The following is a 20,310-nucleotide window of genomic DNA, read 5'->3' as shown; positions in this document are numbered from 1 at the left end:
CCTGGTAAGTACGTGCCGGGTAAGTACGTGCCTGGCCACTGCTTCGCAAGTAGTCGTATCATCACTAGCCTTCCCACATAAGTAGCGCTGCAAGCAAAATGGCAAGCACCATCATCAAACCACTGGCATGGTGGCGCAACCAGAATTCAGTGGACAATAACCGAGTTAAATGGCCCATAACACCACCTTCAGCCTTACGCGCGGAGGCCACGCTCGCCGCTTTCAGCTTGACACAATACTGGCTAAAAATGCGAATAGGCACCAACGTAGCGCCCACTAAACCTGCATACAGCCACCATAATTCACCAGCAGGCGGTGCTTTTGTATCGAAGGGACGAAGTAACAACCAGCCGAATGTGGCTAAAGCAACACCCGCGGGAAACGGCCAAATAAGCCCCACCCACTCCTTGATAGGTGGCATTGCAATACTGCCCTCAGGAAGCGGAAGCCAAAGTGGTGTCAACAAGGCAGCCAAGATGCCAACCAACCAAGCACCCGACTGGCAACGATTACTCCCCCCTCGTTGTCGCTGCTGCCACTGACGCCAAAGAGCAACGCTTACCAATGCCGCCGTCCCTATGGCCGCCCAACTGAGCCACTTGATCAGGGATTCATGATGCATCTCATAAAGCGGACTTTTAAAACCCCACTTGCTGACCATGCCTGCACCGATGGCACCCGCCAGCGATATACCGGGCAGGGCCAGTAGTGTCCAAATTACTGGCAACGGCCAACGGGGCAGATGCTCACTAATGCTGGTGCCCATAAATAAGGAACCTTTAGCCAGTGCATGATGAGCCGCAAACAATACTATTCCCGGCCAGAGCAATGGCCAAACGTCCGGTGCGACTAATCCCATCGCCACTAGCGCTGTCATCATGCCCATCTGACTGATACTTGAGTAAGCTAAAACAGCTTTGGGATGGCGCTGAAAAACGCCATACAGCGCTGCGGCAAAAGCGGCCACCAGCCCGGCCACTAACATGAAATTACCAAATTGCACTAAAGTATCTGAAATATCTTCGTGGCCTAAGGGCAGCACACTAATCCAGCCCAGTAGTCCCGCCTTGATCATCACCCCGCTAAGCACGGCGCTGGCAGGCGCAGGCGCCACCGGGTGCGCTAACGGCAGCCATACGTGTACGCCGATAACGCCTGCTTTTACGCCAAATCCAATGAATAACAAGGCAGCCATCCACGCACCCTGCTCAGCGTTTAGAATCCCCTCACGTATACCTTGCAACGTAAGCGTGTCGGCCTCACCAGCAGACCATAAAAAGCCGCCTAAAATGAGCCCTTCTCCCACCACGGCTAACACCAAATAGGCCTTGGCCCCTAGCCGAGCTTCTTGTGTCCCGCTGTGCACCACCAAGGCATAAGCGGCGAAGGTCATCAGCGCAAAACCCAAATAGAAGCTGGCGATGTCCTGGGCAATAATGAGCAGCACATTGCCCAGCAGCGTTAACGGCCACAGCAGAGATAAGCGCAGCAGGCGCCGTTGTGCATCTTGATCTCCCGTCTGGGCTTGCGCCTGCTCCGCCGCAAAATAGCCTCTCGCATGTACCGCCGCTAAACTCCAGAGCAATGCAGTAAATGCAAGCCATGGGCGGCTGAGCGAATTTAACGCCCATTCACCGCCCAGCATCCAAGCATCGATTGTCCACTGCGCTTCACCGCCGTAGGCCAACAACAGTGCTGGCCAAGCAGCGCTTAGCCACCACACTGAAAAGTAGTCGCGCTGTTTAGAGGGCGCCCGGCAGGTGAACCAAACGGCATGGCCAATGACACCTAACGGCCATAACAGGGCCAGTGTAAGCAACAGTGTCATCATGGCAGGTACTCCCCGTTGGCTACACGGGCAGCCCAGTCCAAGGGGCTAAAGGGCAGCCCGGCAAAGAGCCCTGCCCCCAAGCTTATCAAGGCGGTAAATACCATAGGCAAAAGCAGCCATGCATGCGTTTCGAAACGACCAAGACGCTGCTCTTCAGGCCACTTCCCTTTGCCATGAGAGGGACCTAAGCGGAACCACAATCGATGTAGGATCGGTAAAAAATAGAGAGCATTGAGCGTACTGCTCGCGACCAATACCACGACAACCCAATACATCTCAGCTTGTATCGCGCCAACCCCCAGATACCACTTGGTAATAAATCCAGCCACGGGAGGGAGGCCAATCATGCCTAACGCACCAATGGTAAACGCGATGCTGGTCAACGGCATGCGTTTACCGGCGCCATCCATTTCATCGATGCGATGAATGCCCAGCTCTTCAGCATAGTTGCCTGCACAGAAGAACAACGTGACTTTCATCAAGCCCTGATGCAGCAAATGCGCGAGCGCCCCGACCGTACCAAAAGGGCCAAAGATACCTATACCAAGAATAACGTAGGCGACTTGGCTGACCGTAGAAAACGCCAGGAGTGGTTTCAATTCCTGCTGAGCAATGGCCCTTAGCGAACCATAAATAATCGTAATAGAGGCTGCCACCGCTAGCCCAGTAATAACGCCCAGTTCAACACTGAGCTCAATACCATAAAGGTCATAAACGACCCGCAGAATTCCAAAGGCCCCTGCTTTAACCACCGCCACTGCATGCAGTAACGCGCTTACCGGGGCAGGCGCCACCATCGCTCTTGGCAACCAGCCATGCAGCGGAACCATGGCGGCCTTAACCGCAAGCCCACCCACTAATAAGGCGAAAATCAGCGTTAGCAGACCACGATGATCATTCAAATAGTCGCCCAAGCCTTCTTCCGACGAGAATGATTGATCACCGGTCAGGCTATACAACAGCACCGCGCCCAGCAGCAGTACTACTCCCGCACTTAACGTGTAGCGTAAATAAACACGCCCTGCATTAAGAGCTTGCTCCGTACCTCGGTGGACCACTAACGGGTACGTGGAGAGCGTCAACATTTCATAGAAAATCAGGAAAGTGAACAGGTTATCTGCGAGCGCAATGCCGATGGTGCTCGCTACACACAGGCTAAAAAAACCAAAAAACCGCTTCCGGTTGGCAGAGCCTTCCAAGTAGCCAATGGCATAAATCGTGGTACATAGCCAAAGCAGTGACGATAGCATGGCGAACATCACACCGAGTGCATCGACGCGCAGTACAAAATCAAGCCCCCCAATGACTTGGAAGCTAAAGATATCTTCATGACCCGCAGCGACTCGCCTGACCATCAGGGTGACCAATAGAACTTTAACTACCGCCGCCCCAATGTTAAGAGTCGTGCGCAGCCGCCTGAACTCTTCCGGTAGCGCAAAAATAATCACGGCGACCACTACCGAGGTGGCCAAGGCAGTCAGCGGTAACCACGCGGCATTCATGGGCCACCTCCATGCATCAACCCCAATGGGAAATGCGCTAAAAGACCTAACCCAAAGGCCGTCAAGGCGAGAACCAGTGCGATGAAATCCATACCTGGCATCAAGGGTTGATGGCGATGGCGCGGTGCCGTTTCATCGAAGGAGTAACGAAACATACGAAACACATAGGCCGCTGTTAACAGCGTGCCGATTAATAACGCCGCCACTGCCCACCACTGCTGAGTGATAATCATCGCCTCAAGCAACAGCCACTTAGCAGTAAAACCAGAGCTTGGGGGTAGACCCATTAAGGTAATGGACGCAATGCCGAAGACTAATAGCGAAAGGGGCAAGCGTCGGCTGGTCCCTGCCAACCCCTTAAGGGTGTGCTCCCCCGTTGCTAGTATTAGGTTACCGGCCGCCATAAACATCGCTGCTTTAGCAAAGGCGTGGCCTATTAACTGTAGCCAAAATCCTTCCCAGGCTAAGGCGCGAGGTAGCGGCGCGATATCTGGACCCAGCAGCAGCGGGAAAGCCACCATCAGATAACCCAGCTGAGCCACGGTAGACGAAGCGACCAAGGTTTTAAGCGAGTCGGTACGCCACGCCAATAGACCACCCCATACAATCGCCAGTAGCCCTAACCAGGCAATGATGCGTGGCGCATAGAACGTATCAGGCAGTAGGATGCTCCAGAGCTGCAACAGCATAAACAGCGACGCTTTGATGACCAGCGCCGCATGCAGTGCACTTACCGGCGTCCAGGCGTTCTCGTGCACCGGCGTGAGCCACGCATGTAAGGGGAATAACGCGGCTTTCAAAGCCAGACCAGCGCCTATCATCGCGGCGGCAAACCATGCCACCGGCCCTGGTTCTATTACCTCCGCTAAGCCCTGTAAATCCAACCGGCCCCAATGGCCTAAAATCAGGGCGACTCCCAGTAAATACGTTAGCGACCCCACCAATGCCAACAGTAAGTAACGCATACCCGCCACTAGCGCAGGCACTTTCCCCGACAGCATTAGCATGCCTACCGCTGCCAGCCCCATCAGCTCTAACGCAGCGTAAAGAGTGAGCAGATCAGTGGCTAGCCAAATTAGTGAAAGCGCACTGATCACGACACCCATCAGTGGCCACAGCCAGCGTGCTAGTGGTGCAGGGTCGGTTAAGCGCAAATGCCCAGGTGTGTAAAGAGCTGCTGCAACACCGATCCCTTGCGTCGTCAGCAGTAACAGCACACTCAGCCCATTTAAGCGTAGCGATAGGAGAACCCCAGCTATCTCCCACTGCCAACGCAGTAAGCCCGCCTCACCAAAGGCCGATAGCAGCAGCCAACCAGAGCCCAATATCGGTACGCTGGCGAGCACGACGGGCCAGGCACGCTTCGGTGGAAACAGGGCCGCCAGCAACCCCAGTAACAGAGGTAAAACAAGTGCGGCCACGAGCGCCCAGTGGGTAGTGACCAGTGGCGCAAAGGTGCTATCGAAGAGACCAAAGCGCCAGGTCATGTTGCTTTCTCCTTGGGCTCGCCGTCACGCCCAAGCGCCTCTACCCCCTCCAAACGCAAAAGCTGCCTTATCAATAAAGCGCCCAATAGCGATCCTAACCAGGCAACGAGCAGCCCTACGCTAATCAATGCTTGAGCAGACGCCGAAGTGCCCGCCACGCCAGCCAATAGCATAAACACCGCTGAACCAAGCAAATTAAACGCTAACAAGCGTCTTAGCAGATGGCGGTGTAGCGCAAACGCTGCCAAGGCAGTCGCGGCAATCACCACGCCTGAAAGCAGCAGCGGATGCTCTGAAGGTGAATACACCATGTCGGCTATTACATAGCGAATCGCCGCGCCGACCATGACAAACCAAGCCATCGCCAATAACACACGCATGGCCACGCGCGACCTATGCTCGCTAAATTTATCGTGTTTTAACGGGGCTGACGTATCAGGCGAAACATGCCCCAGGGCATAAAAAAAGCAGGGCCCTGTCAGCCCGACACCTAGAACCAGCTCAACAGCTGCCAGCCAAGGCGCGCCCAGTTGCCACCATGCCAACGACATGGCAATAGCAAACGCGACGAAGAAGCAGCAGGCGCGGACTAGGTGACGGTCAAACAGGCAAACCAACGCCGACCCCGTTAGGAACAGCGCCAACAGCACTTCTATCGCATTAAAGGAAGCTATCATTCGTTTCGCTACATCCTTGCATCGGGCACGAATAGGCGCTTACGGAGCCTGCATTGTAGGTGGTACAAAGGTCACACGTTAGCTTAAGCGAGTACTTAGCCACTTACCAATATCGTTAATCTGCTGCGGGCAAAGGGCATGTGCCATTGGGTATTGGCGATAATTGACTGCGTAGCCCATTGCTTTTAAACGATCGGCGCCGCTGCGACCCAGGCTCTCAGGCACGATGGGGTCAAAGTTACCGTGCTGGACTTCCACCGGGATCTGGCGATTGGCTTCCGCGAGATCAATATTGTCTGCCGTGGCGAAGTACGTCGACATGGCCAACAAGCCCCCCAACGGTGCAGGGAACGTGAGCGCTGCTTGATAGGCGACAGCACCACCTTGCGAAAAGCCCGCCACAATAATGCGCTGGCTATCAATGCCCTGATCAATCTGTTCCTGAATCAGCGCTTGGATGCGCTCAGCAGATTTCTTAAGTTGATTCTCATCAACGCGACGCCCTAAATCCATAGCTAAAATATCGTACCAAGCGGGCATGACCATACCGCCATTTATCGTTACTGGCAGGCGTGGCGCATGGGGCATGATAAAGCGCACATGCGCTTCTTTGGGTAACGCTAACGCGGGTACCAGCGGTTCAAAATCGTGTCCGTCCGCACCTAAGCCATGAATGATAAACACACACGCATCGGCGGGTTGACCATCTTTCGGCTCAATAACCAGTTCGCCAGGAGCAGTCATGACATCGTATTCCTTATTCAAAAAGCGTCACCCTAGCGCAAACACGTGTTAACAGCGAGGGGCAGCACGATTTAAAAGGGCCATAACCTGGTTAAAAGGGCCATAGTACGTTTAAAAAGGCCAGATCAGGGGAATCAAGAATAGCGCTATCGCACCGGTCAATATATTTAAGCCACTGCCAAGGCGCAGAAAATCGCCCATGCGATAACCTCCTGGGCCGTAAACCATTAAGTTGGTTTGATAGCCGATGGGGGTTAAAAAGCTTGCTGAGGCAGCAAACATTATCGCCACGACATAGGGCATCGGGCTTACCCCCAAGCTTTCTGCAGCACTCATTACAATCGGAAAAATAATCACGGCTGCGGCATTATTAGTCACTAACTCTGTGAGCAGCGCGACCACGCCGTAGGTGCCTATCAATAACAGCAGCGGATTGCCCGCCACGAAGGTTAGCGCCCCGCTGCCCATCACTTCAGCGGCGCCAGAGCTTTGCAGCGCAGCCCCCACACCAAACGATGCCGCAATCGTTAATAACACTTGGGTATCCAGCCCACGCTTAGCAGCACCTACCGAACAACACCCCGTTAAAAGCGCTAGCGCCGCCCCTAACATAGCGGCGTTAAGCATGCTCAGCACGCCTAAGGCGGCGAGTAACACGGCGCCAAACAGCAGGCCCCATGCTAGCGGGGCTTTTTCATGGATCGGACGGGCTGCGCCATTGAGCTCACTAATCAACAAGAAGTCACGCGACTGGCGGTGCCGCTCAATAAACGGTGGCCGAGCTTCGAGCAGAAGTACATCGGCGGGTTGTAGCCGCACCTGGCCTAGATTTCCTTTGACGCGTTCGCCGCCACGGCAGATCGCCAGCACCGCTGCACCATACAAGGTTCTGAAGTGGCCGTCCCGTATTCGCTGGCCAATAAATTGGCATTGGTTAGACACCACCGCTTCGACCAAGCGGCGCTCTTTAAACTCTTTTTCTAAACTGGAAGTGTCATCTCGAGAGGGAATCAAACCGCGAATTTGCTGCAACTCCACGGCAGCATCGCTGGTGCCCGTGAACACCAACCGGTCGCCCCCTTTGAGTTGCTCGCCAGGCCCCACCACACTGACCACGTTACCCGCCCGCTCTATTTCAACGAGAAACAGTTCCTGCAAGTGACGCAGGCCCGCTTCTTCTACGGTGCGGTCTACCAGTACACCCGTCGGATCGACTTCCATTTCGATAGTGAACTCGCGGGGATTGGCAAACGCACTGGCCACCCCTTTCCTGGCAGGCAGTAGACGCGGCCCTAGCAATAGAAGGTAGCCGAGCCCAGCTAGCGCCACGGGAATACCTACCCAGGCCAAATCCAGCAGGCCCATACCCAGCGCAGGGTAGCGCTCAAGCAGTAAGCCATGAACCACCAAGTTGGTGCTGGTACCAAACAGGGTGATGGTGCCACCTAGAATAGAGGCAAAACTAAGCGGCATCAGCAACCGCTGGGGAGACAAGCGCAGCCGCCGACTCCAGCTCATTACCGCAGGAATATAAGTAGCGACTACCGGCGTATTATTAACGAAGCCACTCAGCAACGCCACGGGTAATAGCAGACGCGCCAGCGCACCTCTTTCGCTGTTAGGGCGGCCCAGCACATAGCGAATAATTAGATCGATACCGCCGGTTTCGCGGATACCGGCTACCAGTACATACATAAAGGCAACGGTGAAGAGACCGCTATTGGAAAATCCACCTAGCGCCTGCTGTGGGTCAATCACGCCCAGCGTCATCAGTAAAATAACCGCGCCCAGCAGGATAATATCCGGCCCCAGCCGTGAAAAGGCCATTAACGGAAAGACAGTAAGCACCACCCCTACCGCTATCCAAGCATCCAGCGACATAAACACGACATCCTTAATAAATAAGCATGACGGTATTGTGAAGCCAATCTCATATTCTAAAAAGTTATTTTTAGAAACACTTAAAGATCAAAATAGAATATAGAATTCGCTGTCGGGCCTTCTTATCAATTCATAGGCGCACAAAAAACCCCGCACGTGGCGGGGTTTTCTGGCCAATCAGCGCTACGCGATGATGGCTAACATCTCAGCAGCAAAGCTTCCGAAGAAAGCTTAGCCTTCTACTTTGATGTTAGAAGCCTGAAGGCCTTTCTTACCCTGGGTGACGTCGAAGGAAACCTTCTGGCCGTCTTGCAGAGTTTTGAAGCCTTCCGCTTGAATTTCTGAGAAATGCGCGAACAGGTCGTCGCCATTGTCATCAGGAGAAATGAAGCCGAAGCCTTTAGTGTCGTTAAACCATTTAACGGTACCAGTTGCCATGATCGAAATCCTCAATGTAGCTCATTAAAACCGGGAAATACCCGAATTGCAGTGGGTAGAACAAGAAACTTTCACCAGATTTAACGCTTGAGGCGCTTCTATCCTGCTGATAACGTTCGACTTGCTAACCAACTGCGACTATTTTGCGCATTCCCCCTCCTCTCGTCAATACCCACTATTAATGTCAATAAAAAAGCCAGCGTTTTCAGTGATCCGAGAGTATCCAACTGGCGGCCTTCTCCGCAATCATCAGCGTGGGCGAGTTAGTATTACCACTGGTTATTGTCGGCATGATGCTCGCATCGGCCACTCTTAGCCCGCCAATGCCACGCACTCGCAGCCGCCCATCGACTACCGCCATGGCATCCTCCTCGCGGCCCATTTTCGCAGTCCCAACGGGATGAAAAATAGTTGTCCCTATATCGCCCGCCAACCGGGCGAGCTCGTCGTCCGTTTGGTACTCAACGCCCGGTTTCACTTCTTCAGGGGCATACTTAGCAAATGCAGGCTGCTCGGCTATTCGTCGGGTGACGCGAAGGGAATCTGCCGCCACTTTTCGGTCTTCAGGTGAACTCAGGTAGTTGGGCGAAATGGCTGGCGCCTGGCGCGGGTTGCTGCTTTTAAGCCGTACGGTACCCCGGCTAGTGGGGTTCAAATTACATACGCTGGCAGTAATTGCTGGGTACGGGTGTAAAGGCTGACCAAAGGCTTCCAAACTGAGCGGCTGCACGTGGTATTGAATATTAGGGTGTACTTGCTCTTCCGTACTGCGGGTAAAAGCTCCCAATTGCGAAGGCGCCATACTCATGGGCCCCGAGCGTTTCACTAGATACTCCCAACCAATACCCGCTTTACCCCATAAGGTACTGGCAATGGCATTTAACGTTTTGCCGTTGGTGATCTTGTATACCGAGCGGATCTGCAAGTGATCTTGCAGATTTTCACCCACGCCGGGCAAGTCATGTACTAACTCAATACCATGTTCACGCAGCAGTTCAGCGGGCCCTACCCCGGAAAGTTGCAATAAATGCGGTGTGCCGATAGCACCCGCGCAAAGCACCACTTCCCCGCTAACGGTAACGCGCTGCACTTCGCCATCGCGCTCTACCTCTATCCCCGCGCAGCGCAGTGCGCCTGCTTGCCCCGCAAAAACCAGGCGATTGACCTGTGTGGAGTGCCATAACGTTAAGTTGTTGCGCTTGAGCGCAGGTCGGAGAAACGCCTTAGCGGTGTTCCACCGCCACCCGGAGCGCTGATTAACTTCAAAGTAGGCCACGCCTTCATTAGAGCCGCGATTAAAGTCCTCTGTCCGCGGAATGCCCGCCTGAACGGCCGCCTCGGCAAAGTCATCCAACACCTGCCATTTGAGGCGCTGCTTTTCGATCCGCCATTCGCCCCCGTGACCGTGGAAATCTCGGTGCTTCGCGTCGGCATCGCCCCCCTCATCCAGACGGTAATGATCTTCGTGCTTGATAAAATCAGGCAAGCAGTTTTCCCATTTCCAAGCATCGTCGCCCGTCACCTCAGCCCAGTGATCGTAGTCTCGCGCTTGGCCGCGCATATAAATCATGCCATTGATGCTGGAGCAACCACCCAGTGTTTTGCCCCGCGGATAGATCAATGAACGGCCATTGAGCCCTTTGTCGGGCTCAGTACGAAACAGCCAGTCGGTACGCGGATTATTAATGCAGTAGAGATACCCCACTGGGATGTGTATCCAGTGGTAGTTATCGCGCGGCCCCGCCTCTATCAATAGCACCTTATTGTTTGGATTGGCGCTTAGTCGGTTGGCCATTAGGCACCCTGCGGTGCCTGCTCCTACAACGATATAGTCGAAATTGTTGTTCGTTGGTTCTTGCATGCGCTGGTTCCCGTAACGTATTGGCGTTACTTCGCCGTGGGCATCACAAACTCAGCACCGTCATCAATCGAGTCCGACCAGCGCTGCATGATGGATTTCTGTTTGGTGTAGAAACGCACACCCTCTTCGCCGTAAGCATGCGTGTCGCCAAATAGCGAACGCTTCCAACCGCCAAAGCCATGCCATGCCATCGGCACGGGTATGGGCACGTTAATCCCTACCATACCAACCTGAATACGCCGCCCAAACTCACGCGCCACGGTACCGCTCTCGGTAAAGCAGCTGACACCGTTGCCGAACTCATGGTCGTTAATCAGCTGTATCGCCGTGGCAATATCCGGCACCCGCACACAAACCAGCACCGGGCCAAAAATTTCCTCTTTGTAGACCGTCATGTCAGGCGTGACATGGTCGAACAGCGTGCCACCCATCCAGAACCCGTCAGTGCAGTCATCCCCCGCCGCTGAGACATCAAAATCGCGGCCATCAACCACTAATTCAGCGCCTTCAGCCACACCTTTTTCGATATACCCGGTAATCCGTTGGTGGGCCTGCCGGGTCACAATGGGTCCCATTTCTGCATCCAGTTGCATACCATTTTTTACTTTCAGCGCGTTGGCACGCTCAGCCAGCGCCGGGACAACGTCATCGGCCACATCGCCAACTAATACCGCCACACTAATCGCCATGCAGCGCTCCCCGGCGGAACCGTAGGCAGCACCAATCAACGCATCAACGGTTTTATCAAGGTGGGCATCCGGCATCACCACCATATGGTTTTTAGCCCCACCCAGTGCTTGGATACGTTTGCCGTTACGTGCACCGCGCTCGTAGATCAGATTGGCAATCGGTGTAGAGCCGACAAACGACAGCGCTCTAACATGAGGATGGTCAATCAACGCTTCTACCGAGTCTTTATCCCCCTGCACGACATTGAACACGCCATCGGGCAGGCCCGCCTGTTTAAGCAGGTCGGCCATCAATAACGATGCGCTGGGATCAAGCGGGCTAGGTTTAAGAATAAACGTATTGCCCGCCGCAATTGCCAGCGGGAACATCCACATTGGCACCATGGCCGGGAAATTAAATGGCGTTATACCAGCAACGACGCCTAGCGGCTGGCGCACCGTCCAGTTATCGATCCCAGTGCTGACCTGCTCGGTATAGTCACCTTTTAATAATTGCGGGATACCACAGGCGAATTCAACAATATCAATACCTCGCGCGACTTCCCCCTGGGCATCGGTAAACACCTTGCCGTGCTCTTTGGTAATCGCTTCGGCCAGTTCGTCTTTATGGGCGTTTAACAGCTCTAAAAACTTAAACATGACCCGGGCACGACGGATCGGCGGTGTATCCGACCAGGCGGGAAAGGCAGCCTGGGCCGCCTCAACGGCGGTATTCACATCAATCGCAGAAGCGAGCGAGACACGGCCAGTAACGCGGCCAGTGGCGGGATTGTAGACATCTTGAGATTGAGAAGACTCACCAGCGGTGATCTGGCCATTGATAAAGTGCTGAATCGCTTTTGTTGTCATGGGTTTACCTTTTGTAGAGGACGCGCGTGAGGGCCTTTAAGGAGTATCTACGTTTAACCTAGCCTACTGGGCTCTACAAACGGATCAATTGAGTTATTTAAAAGCCAGTTATAAGCTTTGCTAATATCTTAGCCACGCTATGAGACCCATCATGCAAGACTACGCCACACTGCGCGCTTTCGTGGCCGTTGCCAAGACGGGGAGCGTGTCACGCGCAGCAGAGCAGTTACATCTGACACAGCCTGCCATTAGCCTAAAGTTGAAGCAGCTACAAGCGAATCTGGGACTGAGCCTGTTTAGTCGCCGCCCCCAGGGACTCGCGCTGACAGCCGACGGCCATGCGCTGTTGCCCGCCGCCGAAAAGGCCCTGGCCAGCGCTCACGCCTTTGAACAAACCGCCGGTGCGCTGCACAGCACACTTCGCGGCAAGCTCGCCATTGGCACCATCGTCGACCCCGAATTTCTCCGCCTAGGCGCCTTTTTAAGTCGCCTGATGGCACGCGCCCCGCAGTTAGAAACCGAACTGCACCACGGGATGAGCGGCAGTGTGCTGAATCGTATTGAACAGGGCGATTTAGATGTCGGTTTTTACTTGTCGTCACCCGGCCAAGGACCTGGGCTCGAACGCGAACAAGGGCATGAGACGTTGGCTTGGCGCGAGCTAACGCATTTTGATTATCATGTGATTGCCCCGGCGGGCTGGGAAAAGCGGCTTATGGATACACGATGGGAGCACTTGGCCACGCTGCCCTGGATTGTTACGCCACAGGATTCAGCCCACCACCGGCTGCTAAAGCAGGCGCTTGCCAAGAGCGGCGCGATTCCTAATCGTGTGGCCCAGGTTGACCAGGAGGCCTGCATGCTCGACCTGGTGCGCGCAGGCGTCGGTTTAAGCTTGGCCCGCGATGCCCTGGCCATGGCTGAACGTCAGGAGAGCGGCCTGGCCGTAGCCGACAACATCCGCCTGCCCTGTGCTTTAAGCTTTATTTGGCGCCATGATAGCGCAGCCGAACCGACCGTGAACGCAGCCCTCAGTACGTTGGATGAGGTATGGCCGCATCGGCTGGACTAGGCCAATCATCTCAAAGGAGGAACTCATCGATTAATTCGCTGCCCGACGGTGAACGCTTAATTATGCATAGACGCTCAATGTGTACTAGAGTGGCTGCATATAAAATAGACCGGTCGGCTAAACGCTCAGGAGCTGGGCGTTTTGACCCAAACGTTGATCTATAGATAGGAGATCTTATGAGCAACAGCATTACGACGATTAATCCAACTAACGGCGAAACACTCGATACCTACACGCTGATGAATAGCGATGAAGCGAAGCAGGTAGTCGATGCCTGTTACGAGGCATTTCTCGATTGGCGCCTAGAATCGCTGGAGAACCGTGCTAAAACGGTTAAAGCAATTGGCCAAGCGCTGCAGGAACATAAAGACGAGCTTGTCGACCTGATGGTGAAGGAGATGGGCAAACTGCCTTCCGAAGCCCGTCAGGAAGTTGATCTGTGTACCGGCATCTGCGACTACACCGCCGAACACGGTCCGAAAAAACTAGCTGACGAAGAGCGTCAACCTAGCAACGGTGAACGCGGCATTGTTAGCTATTCTCCGATGGGTGTTATCTACGGCATCCAGCCATGGAATTTCCCGGCCTATCAGGTCGTACGTTACTCTATCGCCAATCTTATGGCAGGTAACGGTGTGCTGCTTAAACATGCTGAAAACGTTACCGGCAGCGGTTTGTTGCTGGAAAAAATTTATCGCGAAGCGGGTCTGCCTGAAAATGTTTTCCGTACGCTGCTGATATCTCACGATGTGTCTGACGAAGTGATTGCACATCCTGCTGTGCGTGGCGTTACCCTAACAGGCAGCGACGGTGCAGGCCGCAAAGTTGCCGCCAAGGCTGCTGAATACCTGAAAAAGACCGTACTTGAGCTGGGTTCTAACGATGCGTTCTTAGTACTTGATGACGCTGACCTAGACGTAGCGGTAGACACTTGCGTAACGGGACGTGTCTTTAACGGCGGTCAAACCTGTGTGGCTGCCAAGCGCTTTATAGTGACCGAGAAAAACTATGACGCGTTCAAAGAGCGCTATGTCGCTCGTATGCAGTCGCTTAAAGCGGGTGACCCCACCCAGGAAGATAGCGACCTTGGCCCCATGGCGCGTGTTGATCTGCGTGACGATCTCCACGAGCAGGTTGAAGAGAGCGTTCGTAAAGGCGCGAAAATTCTTTGTGGTGGCGAAAAGCCATCAGGCAAAGGTGCGTTTTACCCGGTCACTGTGCTCGATAATGTAACCCCCGGTCAGCCCGCTTATGATGATGAGCTGTTTGGCCCGGTCGCCGCGCTGATTCGTGCCAAAGATGACGAAGATGCCATGCGTATTGCCAACGATAGCCGCTATGGCTTGGGCGGCGGCATTATCTCCAAAGACGTTAAGCGCGCGACAGAACTTGCCAGCAAGTACTTTGATACCGGCATGGTATTTATCAACGGGTTTGGTGTCGCCACACCGGAAATGCCCTTCGGCGGCGTTAAAAATTCCGGCTATGGCCGTGAGCACGGTGGCTTTGGCATGCATGAATTCGTCAATGCAAAATCGGTGATTGTCGTTCAAGAGTAATGCGTTAAATCTTGTTGGATTTAGCCGTTAACTAAAATACGCCGCAACTCCTTCTCTTATGTAGGCTTGCGGCGTTTTTATGGGCCACTCTGGGCTTTTATGAGTCACTCCAGGCGTTGGCGGGCGGCTCTGCGCTGCCAAAGCGTTAACCCTACTGCCATGATTAACCACGTTACCAAAGCGGCAATAACATCATCTAAAACAATTCCAAAACCACCCTGCACATACTCAGCTAGCTGAATGGGTGGCGGTTTTACCGAGTCAAAAAAGCGATATACACCAAACGCTAGCGCTATTGCCGCAGGATGGCGTGCGGCAGCTAACCCTATTACCGTCAGCGGGAACGCCACATATTCATCGGCAACGATACTGCCATGATCCAACCCGGCATAATGTCTCGCGGCGACGTGACAAACGGGCACCGCAAGCACCAGTAAACAAGCGATAACGATACCTTGCTGACCTATCGGGCGGCCCAGTAGCCACCACGCCAACGGAATGCCTATCAGTGAACCCAAAGCGCCCGCTGCAATCGGCGATAGGCCCAATCCAAAACCGGTGGCTAGCCAAAAGTTAACCGTATCCAGCATTAACCCGCCTGCTGAGCTTGGCGCTCAAGTTCGATGGTCATCTCTTTGGGTAAGTTCAGTGCGCTGGCTAACTGGTCCAGCCATGCACGCTCCATGGGATTTTGATCGTCGGTTACCGCGACGCTGATGAGATACATCTCGCGTGCGGCCTGCGGGGAGTCTGCCTCACGGGCAAGCGCCTGGGCATCCAATGGTGCCTTTAGCTGCTGCTCTACCCAGTGATGCATTTCCTGATCAGCCCCTAGGGCGTCGATTTGCTCAGTGATCAATGCCTGTTCTTGCTCGTCAATATGCCCATCGGCGCGCGCCGCCATGATCATCGCTTGTAGCAGCTCCAGGCTACGCCGTTCTTGAACGTCACCGCTAAGCACTTCGACACGCTCGCCTTCCGCGGCAGCGGCTTGCGCATTGCCAGGCTGGCCGTTGCTGTTCTTAGCGGCTTGTGAACTCTGCCACGCTTTCCACGCCAGCATACCGACACCCGCAATCGCGCCATATTTAAGCGCCTTGCCCCCCATGCGGCGGCCACGCTTTGAACCTACTAACATGCCCATAGCACCGCCACCAAGCAGGCTTTTAACATCAAAACCACCAGTGGAACTGCTTCCTTGGTTGCTACCGCCACCCAACTGCTGGGAAAGGCCGCTCAGTATGCCTTGAACATCGACACCGCTGCTTCCGCTGCCGCTGCCCTTCTGGCTACTGTCCGCTTGCTGCATCAGCTGCTGTAAAATCTTGCTTGCGTTCATCCTTGCACTCCTCATGGGTGGTCTTTTCGGCGCCGTTAACATTTAACGCTCTTTATAAAACATGTTGTATGAACGCAGCATGAATTAACGCTACCGAATTCCACATTACCGCTATGCGCCCTTCACTGCTACCGAGCTACCGTGCCGGCTAGCGCGTACTTCTATCCGGATGGGCATTTGCTCCTTGAGCTCGCTGACGTGGGAAATGACCCCAATCATACGCCCGCCCATTTGCAGTTCGCTCAGCATGGCGATGGCTTGATCCAACGCATCCTGGTCGAGGCTGCCAAAGCCTTCGTCGATAAAGAGTGTATCCAACTGAATACCGCCCGCGTACGCCTGCACGACATCCGAAAGCCCCAGCGCTAACGACAGCGCTGCCATGAAAGACTCCCCGCCAGAAAGCGTCGCTACCGAACGGTTCTTGCCGGTGTAGGTATCGGCGACATCAAGCTCCAGCCCCGACGCCTTGTTGCCTTTAGAGGGGTCTTCTCGACGAACTAACTGGTAGCGCCCCCGACTCATACGGACCAGCCGCTCAGAAGCCTGTATCAGAACGTCATCCAGCAGCACGCCGAGCACGAAGCGTTGCAGGCTGATTCTATGCCCGGTACGGCCATTAGCGACTTCGCTTAGCGTGCCCCACAGTTGATATTGGGCTTCAAGCTCCGCTTGGGCCGTATGCGCAGTTGCCAGCTTTTGGCGAATACCGTGTAGCGTCGCTAAACGGCCATCAAGCTTTCGCCATGCCTCTAACTGGGTGTGCTCTGCCGTTTGGGCAGTCTCGGCCAAGGTAGTGAGCGCGGTAAGAGCCGGCGGCGTTTTGTCGGCAAGCTGGGTTTGATAATTCTGCAGCGCACCTTCAAATTCGGCTAAGCGGCGCTGGTACGCCTCGACTTGGTGAGTCAATGCTTGCCGCTGAGCAGCATCCAACTGCGCCGCCTGAAACGCCGCCTCACCGCTAAAGGGGCTGGCCTGTAGCGCGGCTTGCCACTCTGTTCGCGCCTGCTGTAACGACTGCTCGCTGCGTTCAATGCGTGCGTTCGCTCCGCGTCGCTGCTCTTCTGCTCGCACCAATTGGGTTTGACTGTTTGAAAGCGCTTGCTGAGCGCTTTCCCAATCTTGTTCAATTTGCGTTATTTGGCGGTCAAGCTCAGTGAGCGTCTGGCGCATAGCGACAGGGTTGCGGGCATTTTCAGGCAGCGACTGACTCAATTGATCGCGCTGGCTTTCTAGCCTCAACGCGTCTTCTTTGGCTCTTTCAACCGCGGGCCGCTGGGCTTTCAGCTGTTTATCCAACACGCCCCACTCGCGTCGTAGCGCATCACGGGCGGCGATTTGTTGCTGAACCTCTCGCTCAACGCTTGTCTGCCGAGCGACCTGGCGATTTAACTCATCACAGGTGTTTTGTAGTGCCTTCAGCGCTTGGCTAGCCCACTCGCCTAACTGCTGATTGAGTCGCTGCACTTGCTGTGTGTTATAGCTAACTTGCTGGGTAAGCTGCTGATAATGGCGCTCAGCGACGTGAAGAGCGTGGCGGGCCTGGTCTTGAGCCGACCTGGCCGCTTCCACCTGCGCCTGAGTGACGACCTCGGCGTTGTTAACCGCCGGGGTGGGATGCGCCAAGCTGCCGCACACCGGGCAGGGGGCATCCTGCTCGAGCGTCAGTGCGAGTAGCGCGGCTTGGCCCTGGTGCCAGCGCATCTCCTGCTCCGTGGCGTTGCGATCCGCCTGTGCTGCGTCATTTTTTCGACGTTCGAGTGCGTCTGCTGCCTGCTGCTGTTGAGCCGTTAACTCACGCCCTTGGCGGCCGAGTTCATCCAGCTCTTGGCGCTGGGTTAGCAGGTTATTGTGGCGGTTTAGTTCAGCAGGGGCGCTGGCCAGTTGTTGAAGCTCGGCCTGTAAACGTTCGAGATTGACGCCTATCGCTTCACCCTGTTGGCGAATAGCGTCTAACTGGGCCTCGTCGCGTTTAAGTGCACTGTCCGCTTGCTGCCACGCGGCCTGCGCGGTTTGAAAATGCGTTTGCAGCTCGCTGAGCTGTTGGCCTTTTTGAATAAACTCGCCCAACTGACGATGACGCTCGCGCAGCGCAGGCAGTTCCGACTGTCGCTGGCGTGTCGTTTCGAATGCCTGCTTCGCCTGTTGGGCGTTAGAACGCTGGGCGGTTAACGCAGCTTCAGCCGTTTGCTGTTCGGCTTGAGCGGTCGTTACTGCTTGCTGCGCTTGGTCTAAGACTCTCTTTGGCGCCTGCAGCGCCTGTGCATGGGCGCTTTGTGCTAGACGCTCCTTGCTGCTTTCGATCTCATCGTGCTGCCCAAGGTGACCAGCTTTGTCCGCCGCTAGCGTATCGCGGGCTTCAAATTGGCGCTGCAGCGCCAGCGCTTCATCGCGCTGTATTTCGGCCTTGCGGCGCTGCTGCTGCGCGGTCTCGAACTGGTGTCGTGCGCCTTCCACCTGTGGCTTTAGCGACTCCAGCTCTTGATCTAACGCGGCCTCATTCTCCAGCTCGCCCCCGGCTAGAATGCCGCTGATATGTTGGCGATGCTCCTTCACATCCCGCTCGATTTGATTGGCCTGGTTGCGCAATTGCTCTTCGATACGCTGAAAGATTTGTGTTTGAAACAGTTGCGAAAAGATTTTTTCGCGCTCTTTTGAATCGGCGATCAACAGCTCGCGGAACTTACCCTGGGGCAACACCATGACCTGGCGAAACTGGTTGGCATCCAGGCCAATCAGAGTTTGCAATTCGGCGGTGGCATCGTTGACTTTGCGCGCCACCAAGCAGGTTTCTACCTCACCACCCGCCTTTAATCGCCAAAGCTGGGCTTCCGCATTATGCGTAGTGGTACCTTCGCCGCGCGCTTTAGGGCGCTCTTGCTGGGGAACACGCCGAACCCGGTAATCAGCGCCGCGAAGATGAAAATCGAGGCTAACTTCCGTTAACAGCGCAGCATCTGCCTGATCGCAGCGCATCTGGGTCGGGTCGCGTTCATTACCCGTCGTCTGGCCGTAAAGAGCAAAACACAGCGCATCGAGAATCGAGCTCTTACCCGCCCCGGTGGGCCCGTTAATCAAAAACAGGGGGCTTTTGCCCAGCGCGGTGAAATCAATGCTTTCAGTGCCCGCGAACGGGCCAAAGGCCTGCATGGTCAGCATTAACGGCGTCATTGCTGGGCCTCATCGCGCTGCAGTTGGGTAATCAATTCAGCCATTGCGCTGGCCTGTCCCTCGCTCATGGCCTCGCCGCTGGTCTGGTTGAAGAAGTCGCTAAACATATCCAGCGCATCAAAGCGCAGCCGCTCCCGGTCGAGCTGCTGGGTGCCTCGCGCCTCTAGCATGCCGGGCTTCTCAAGATGCAGCACATTCGGATACACCCCACGCAGCTTGCCCATGGGATCAAGAATCGCGTGCCGATCGGTCAATCGCACCAACAGGTAATCGTCGGCGTTCTTATCGGTTCGGCCCTGGGCGATCAACACATCCAGCTCGCCTTCCAAGACACGCACTTCACGGCTGGGCATCAGTGTCATCTGGTCAATTTTCGTGACGCCGTTCACGCCTAACTCGACCAGCGTGACGCCTTTACGCTGGCTGGCTTCGGAAAAGCTGTATTTGAGCAGCGACCCGCTGTAGCGAATATGCTCACCACCGCGATACTGCGGGCCGTGCAGATGACCCAGCGCCACGTAATCGAAGTGCTGCATGGGCTCCCAGGCGACGTTTTCGGCGCCCCCTAGCGTTAGCGGGCGCTCCGAGTCTGAGGCGCTACCGCCATCCACAAAGCAGTGGCTCATCAGTATGCAGGGGCGGGTTGCATGCCGCTGTTCGCTGATCTGCTCCACCAGATAGCGATGGGCAGCATCGAAATCGCGCGCCTCAACGTTAAACTGGCTGCGCACCTGCTCCGGGTCGGCGTAAGGGATGCCGAATACATCCACTTCCACGCCGCCCACAGACAGGGTGACGGGCGTGGCGAAATCCGCCAAATCAGAGAGGATATGCAGCCCGGCTTGGCGCAGGTGGCGCGCACCAAAGCGCAGGCGTTCGGCACCATCGTGGTTGCCGGAGATCATAATGACCGGCAGCTTGCGCACCTCGCATAGCGCGTGCAGTACGTCATCCAAGAGCGTTACCGCCGCCGAAGGAGGCACCGAGCGGTCGTAGATATCGCCCGCAATCAACACCGCATCGACCTTTTCACGGTCAACGATGTCTATCAGTTGGTTGAGTGCATGGCGCTGATCTTCCAATAACGAAAGGTTATGGAATAGCCGACCTAGGTGCCAATCAGCGGTGTGAAGTAGACGCATAACAAGCTCAACAGCCAATAGTGTAGCGCCATCATAACAACCTAATGGGGCTGCGTTTAGCGCTTGCG

Annotated in this window: 15 protein-coding genes; 2 read left to right on the top strand and 13 right to left on the bottom strand. The window is 55.2% G+C overall.

All coding sequences use genetic code 11. From position 1 onward, the window contains the following. Positions 1–64: 64 nt before the first annotated feature. The 9 genes from ACUVOF_RS06760 to ACUVOF_RS06720 form a co-directional block, all read right to left on the bottom strand. Positions 65–1,831: a proton-conducting transporter transmembrane domain-containing protein gene (locus tag ACUVOF_RS06760; protein ID WP_447043609.1), complete on the bottom strand. Its 1,767-nt coding sequence runs from the start codon at positions 1,829–1,831 to the stop codon at positions 65–67. Continuing rightward, positions 1,828–3,333 carry a complex I subunit 5 family protein gene (locus ACUVOF_RS06755; RefSeq protein WP_447043608.1) on the bottom strand — a complete coding sequence of 502 codons (1,506 nt, stop codon included), beginning with the start codon at positions 3,331–3,333 and terminating at the stop codon, positions 1,828–1,830. The genes ACUVOF_RS06760 and ACUVOF_RS06755 overlap by 4 nt, the downstream gene beginning before the upstream one ends. Next, positions 3,330–4,820 (bottom strand): complex I subunit 5 family protein, encoded by a 1,491-nt coding sequence (locus tag ACUVOF_RS06750; RefSeq protein ID WP_447043607.1) that lies wholly within the window; start codon positions 4,818–4,820, stop codon positions 3,330–3,332. The genes ACUVOF_RS06755 and ACUVOF_RS06750 overlap by 4 nt, the downstream gene beginning before the upstream one ends. Further along, complete coding sequence (locus tag ACUVOF_RS06745; RefSeq protein WP_447043606.1) at positions 4,817–5,497, bottom strand: hydrogenase subunit MbhD domain-containing protein; 681 nt, start codon at positions 5,495–5,497, stop codon at positions 4,817–4,819. Before ACUVOF_RS06745 ends, ACUVOF_RS06750 begins: the two co-directional genes overlap by 4 nt. Before the next feature lie 78 nt (positions 5,498–5,575). Beyond that, positions 5,576–6,241, bottom strand: a complete 666-nt coding sequence (locus ACUVOF_RS06740) for an alpha/beta hydrolase (RefSeq protein ID WP_113271104.1) — start codon at positions 6,239–6,241, stop codon at positions 5,576–5,578. Between the two features lie 111 nt (positions 6,242–6,352). Further along, positions 6,353–8,122, bottom strand: coding sequence for an SLC13 family permease (locus ACUVOF_RS06735; protein WP_447043605.1), 1,770 nt, complete (start codon positions 8,120–8,122; stop codon positions 6,353–6,355). A gap of 231 nt (positions 8,123–8,353) precedes the next feature. Further along, positions 8,354–8,560 carry a cold-shock protein gene (locus ACUVOF_RS06730; protein ID WP_113271102.1) on the bottom strand — a complete coding sequence of 69 codons (207 nt, stop codon included), beginning with the start codon at positions 8,558–8,560 and terminating at the stop codon, positions 8,354–8,356. A 205-nt stretch (positions 8,561–8,765) separates the two neighbouring features. Further along, on the bottom strand, positions 8,766–10,421 hold the full coding sequence (locus ACUVOF_RS06725; protein ID WP_447043604.1) for a GMC family oxidoreductase: 1,656 nt from the start codon (positions 10,419–10,421) through the stop codon (positions 8,766–8,768). A gap of 26 nt (positions 10,422–10,447) precedes the next feature. Further along, complete coding sequence (locus tag ACUVOF_RS06720) at positions 10,448–11,959, bottom strand: CoA-acylating methylmalonate-semialdehyde dehydrogenase (protein ID WP_447043603.1); 1,512 nt, start codon at positions 11,957–11,959, stop codon at positions 10,448–10,450. Positions 11,960–12,110: 151 nt separating this feature from the next. Between ACUVOF_RS06720 and ACUVOF_RS06715 the strand changes: the two genes are divergently transcribed. Together ACUVOF_RS06715 and ACUVOF_RS06710 are read left to right on the top strand one after the other, a co-directional pair. Next, entirely contained in the window at positions 12,111–13,031 is a 921-nt protein-coding gene (locus tag ACUVOF_RS06715) for a LysR family transcriptional regulator (RefSeq protein ID WP_447043602.1), read from the top strand. A gap of 176 nt (positions 13,032–13,207) precedes the next feature. Next, complete coding sequence (locus ACUVOF_RS06710; RefSeq protein ID WP_447043601.1) at positions 13,208–14,590, top strand: NAD-dependent succinate-semialdehyde dehydrogenase; 1,383 nt, start codon at positions 13,208–13,210, stop codon at positions 14,588–14,590. A 104-nt stretch (positions 14,591–14,694) separates the two neighbouring features. On the opposite strand, the gene ACUVOF_RS06705 is transcribed toward ACUVOF_RS06710, so the two are convergent. From ACUVOF_RS06705 to ACUVOF_RS06690, 4 genes are all read right to left on the bottom strand, one after another. Then, positions 14,695–15,180 carry a phosphatidylglycerophosphatase A family protein gene (locus ACUVOF_RS06705; protein ID WP_447043600.1) on the bottom strand — a complete coding sequence of 162 codons (486 nt, stop codon included), beginning with the start codon at positions 15,178–15,180 and terminating at the stop codon, positions 14,695–14,697. Continuing rightward, positions 15,180–15,929, bottom strand: a complete 750-nt coding sequence (locus tag ACUVOF_RS06700) for a tellurite resistance TerB family protein (RefSeq protein ID WP_447043599.1) — start codon at positions 15,927–15,929, stop codon at positions 15,180–15,182. The genes ACUVOF_RS06705 and ACUVOF_RS06700 overlap by 1 nt, the downstream gene beginning before the upstream one ends. Positions 15,930–16,040: 111 nt before the next feature. Next, a complete protein-coding gene (locus tag ACUVOF_RS06695; protein WP_447043598.1) occupies positions 16,041–19,100 on the bottom strand; it encodes an AAA family ATPase in 3,060 nt (1,019 codons plus the stop codon). Further along, positions 19,097–20,242 carry an exonuclease SbcCD subunit D gene (locus ACUVOF_RS06690; RefSeq protein WP_447043597.1) on the bottom strand — a complete coding sequence of 382 codons (1,146 nt, stop codon included), beginning with the start codon at positions 20,240–20,242 and terminating at the stop codon, positions 19,097–19,099. Before ACUVOF_RS06690 ends, ACUVOF_RS06695 begins: the two co-directional genes overlap by 4 nt. Positions 20,243–20,310 lie beyond the last annotated feature (68 nt).

The organism is Vreelandella sp. H-I2 (assembly GCF_052959335.1).
Note: the sequence above shows the minus strand (reverse complement) of the source record. Positions and strands in the feature narration are given on the sequence as shown.

Bases quoted from the DNA above. Each gene is read 5' to 3' on its own strand.
- ACUVOF_RS06695 (WP_447043598.1), bottom strand. From the start codon at position 19,100: ATGACGCCGTTAATGCTGACCATGCAGGCCTTTGGCCCGTTCGCGGGC.
- ACUVOF_RS06705 (WP_447043600.1), bottom strand. From the start codon at position 15,180: ATGCTGGATACGGTTAACTTTTGGCTAGCCACCGGTTTTGGATTGGGC.
- ACUVOF_RS06735 (WP_447043605.1), bottom strand. From the start codon at position 8,122: ATGTCGCTGGATGCTTGGATAGCGGTAGGGGTGGTGCTTACTGTCTTT.
- ACUVOF_RS06755 (WP_447043608.1), bottom strand. From the start codon at position 3,333: ATGAATGCCGCGTGGTTACCGCTGACTGCCTTGGCCACCTCGGTAGTG.
- ACUVOF_RS06745 (WP_447043606.1), bottom strand. From the start codon at position 5,497: ATGATAGCTTCCTTTAATGCGATAGAAGTGCTGTTGGCGCTGTTCCTA.
- ACUVOF_RS06730 (WP_113271102.1), bottom strand. From the start codon at position 8,560: ATGGCAACTGGTACCGTTAAATGGTTTAACGACACTAAAGGCTTCGGC.
- ACUVOF_RS06760 (WP_447043609.1), bottom strand. From the start codon at position 1,831: ATGATGACACTGTTGCTTACACTGGCCCTGTTATGGCCGTTAGGTGTC.
- ACUVOF_RS06690 (WP_447043597.1), bottom strand. From the start codon at position 20,242: ATGCGTCTACTTCACACCGCTGATTGGCACCTAGGTCGGCTATTCCAT.
- ACUVOF_RS06700 (WP_447043599.1), bottom strand. From the start codon at position 15,929: ATGAACGCAAGCAAGATTTTACAGCAGCTGATGCAGCAAGCGGACAGT.
- ACUVOF_RS06725 (WP_447043604.1), bottom strand. From the start codon at position 10,421: ATGCAAGAACCAACGAACAACAATTTCGACTATATCGTTGTAGGAGCA.
- ACUVOF_RS06715 (WP_447043602.1), top strand. From the start codon at position 12,111: ATGCAAGACTACGCCACACTGCGCGCTTTCGTGGCCGTTGCCAAGACG.
- ACUVOF_RS06750 (WP_447043607.1), bottom strand. From the start codon at position 4,820: ATGACCTGGCGCTTTGGTCTCTTCGATAGCACCTTTGCGCCACTGGTC.
- ACUVOF_RS06740 (WP_113271104.1), bottom strand. From the start codon at position 6,241: ATGACTGCTCCTGGCGAACTGGTTATTGAGCCGAAAGATGGTCAACCC.
- ACUVOF_RS06720 (WP_447043603.1), bottom strand. From the start codon at position 11,959: ATGACAACAAAAGCGATTCAGCACTTTATCAATGGCCAGATCACCGCT.
- ACUVOF_RS06710 (WP_447043601.1), top strand. From the start codon at position 13,208: ATGAGCAACAGCATTACGACGATTAATCCAACTAACGGCGAAACACTC.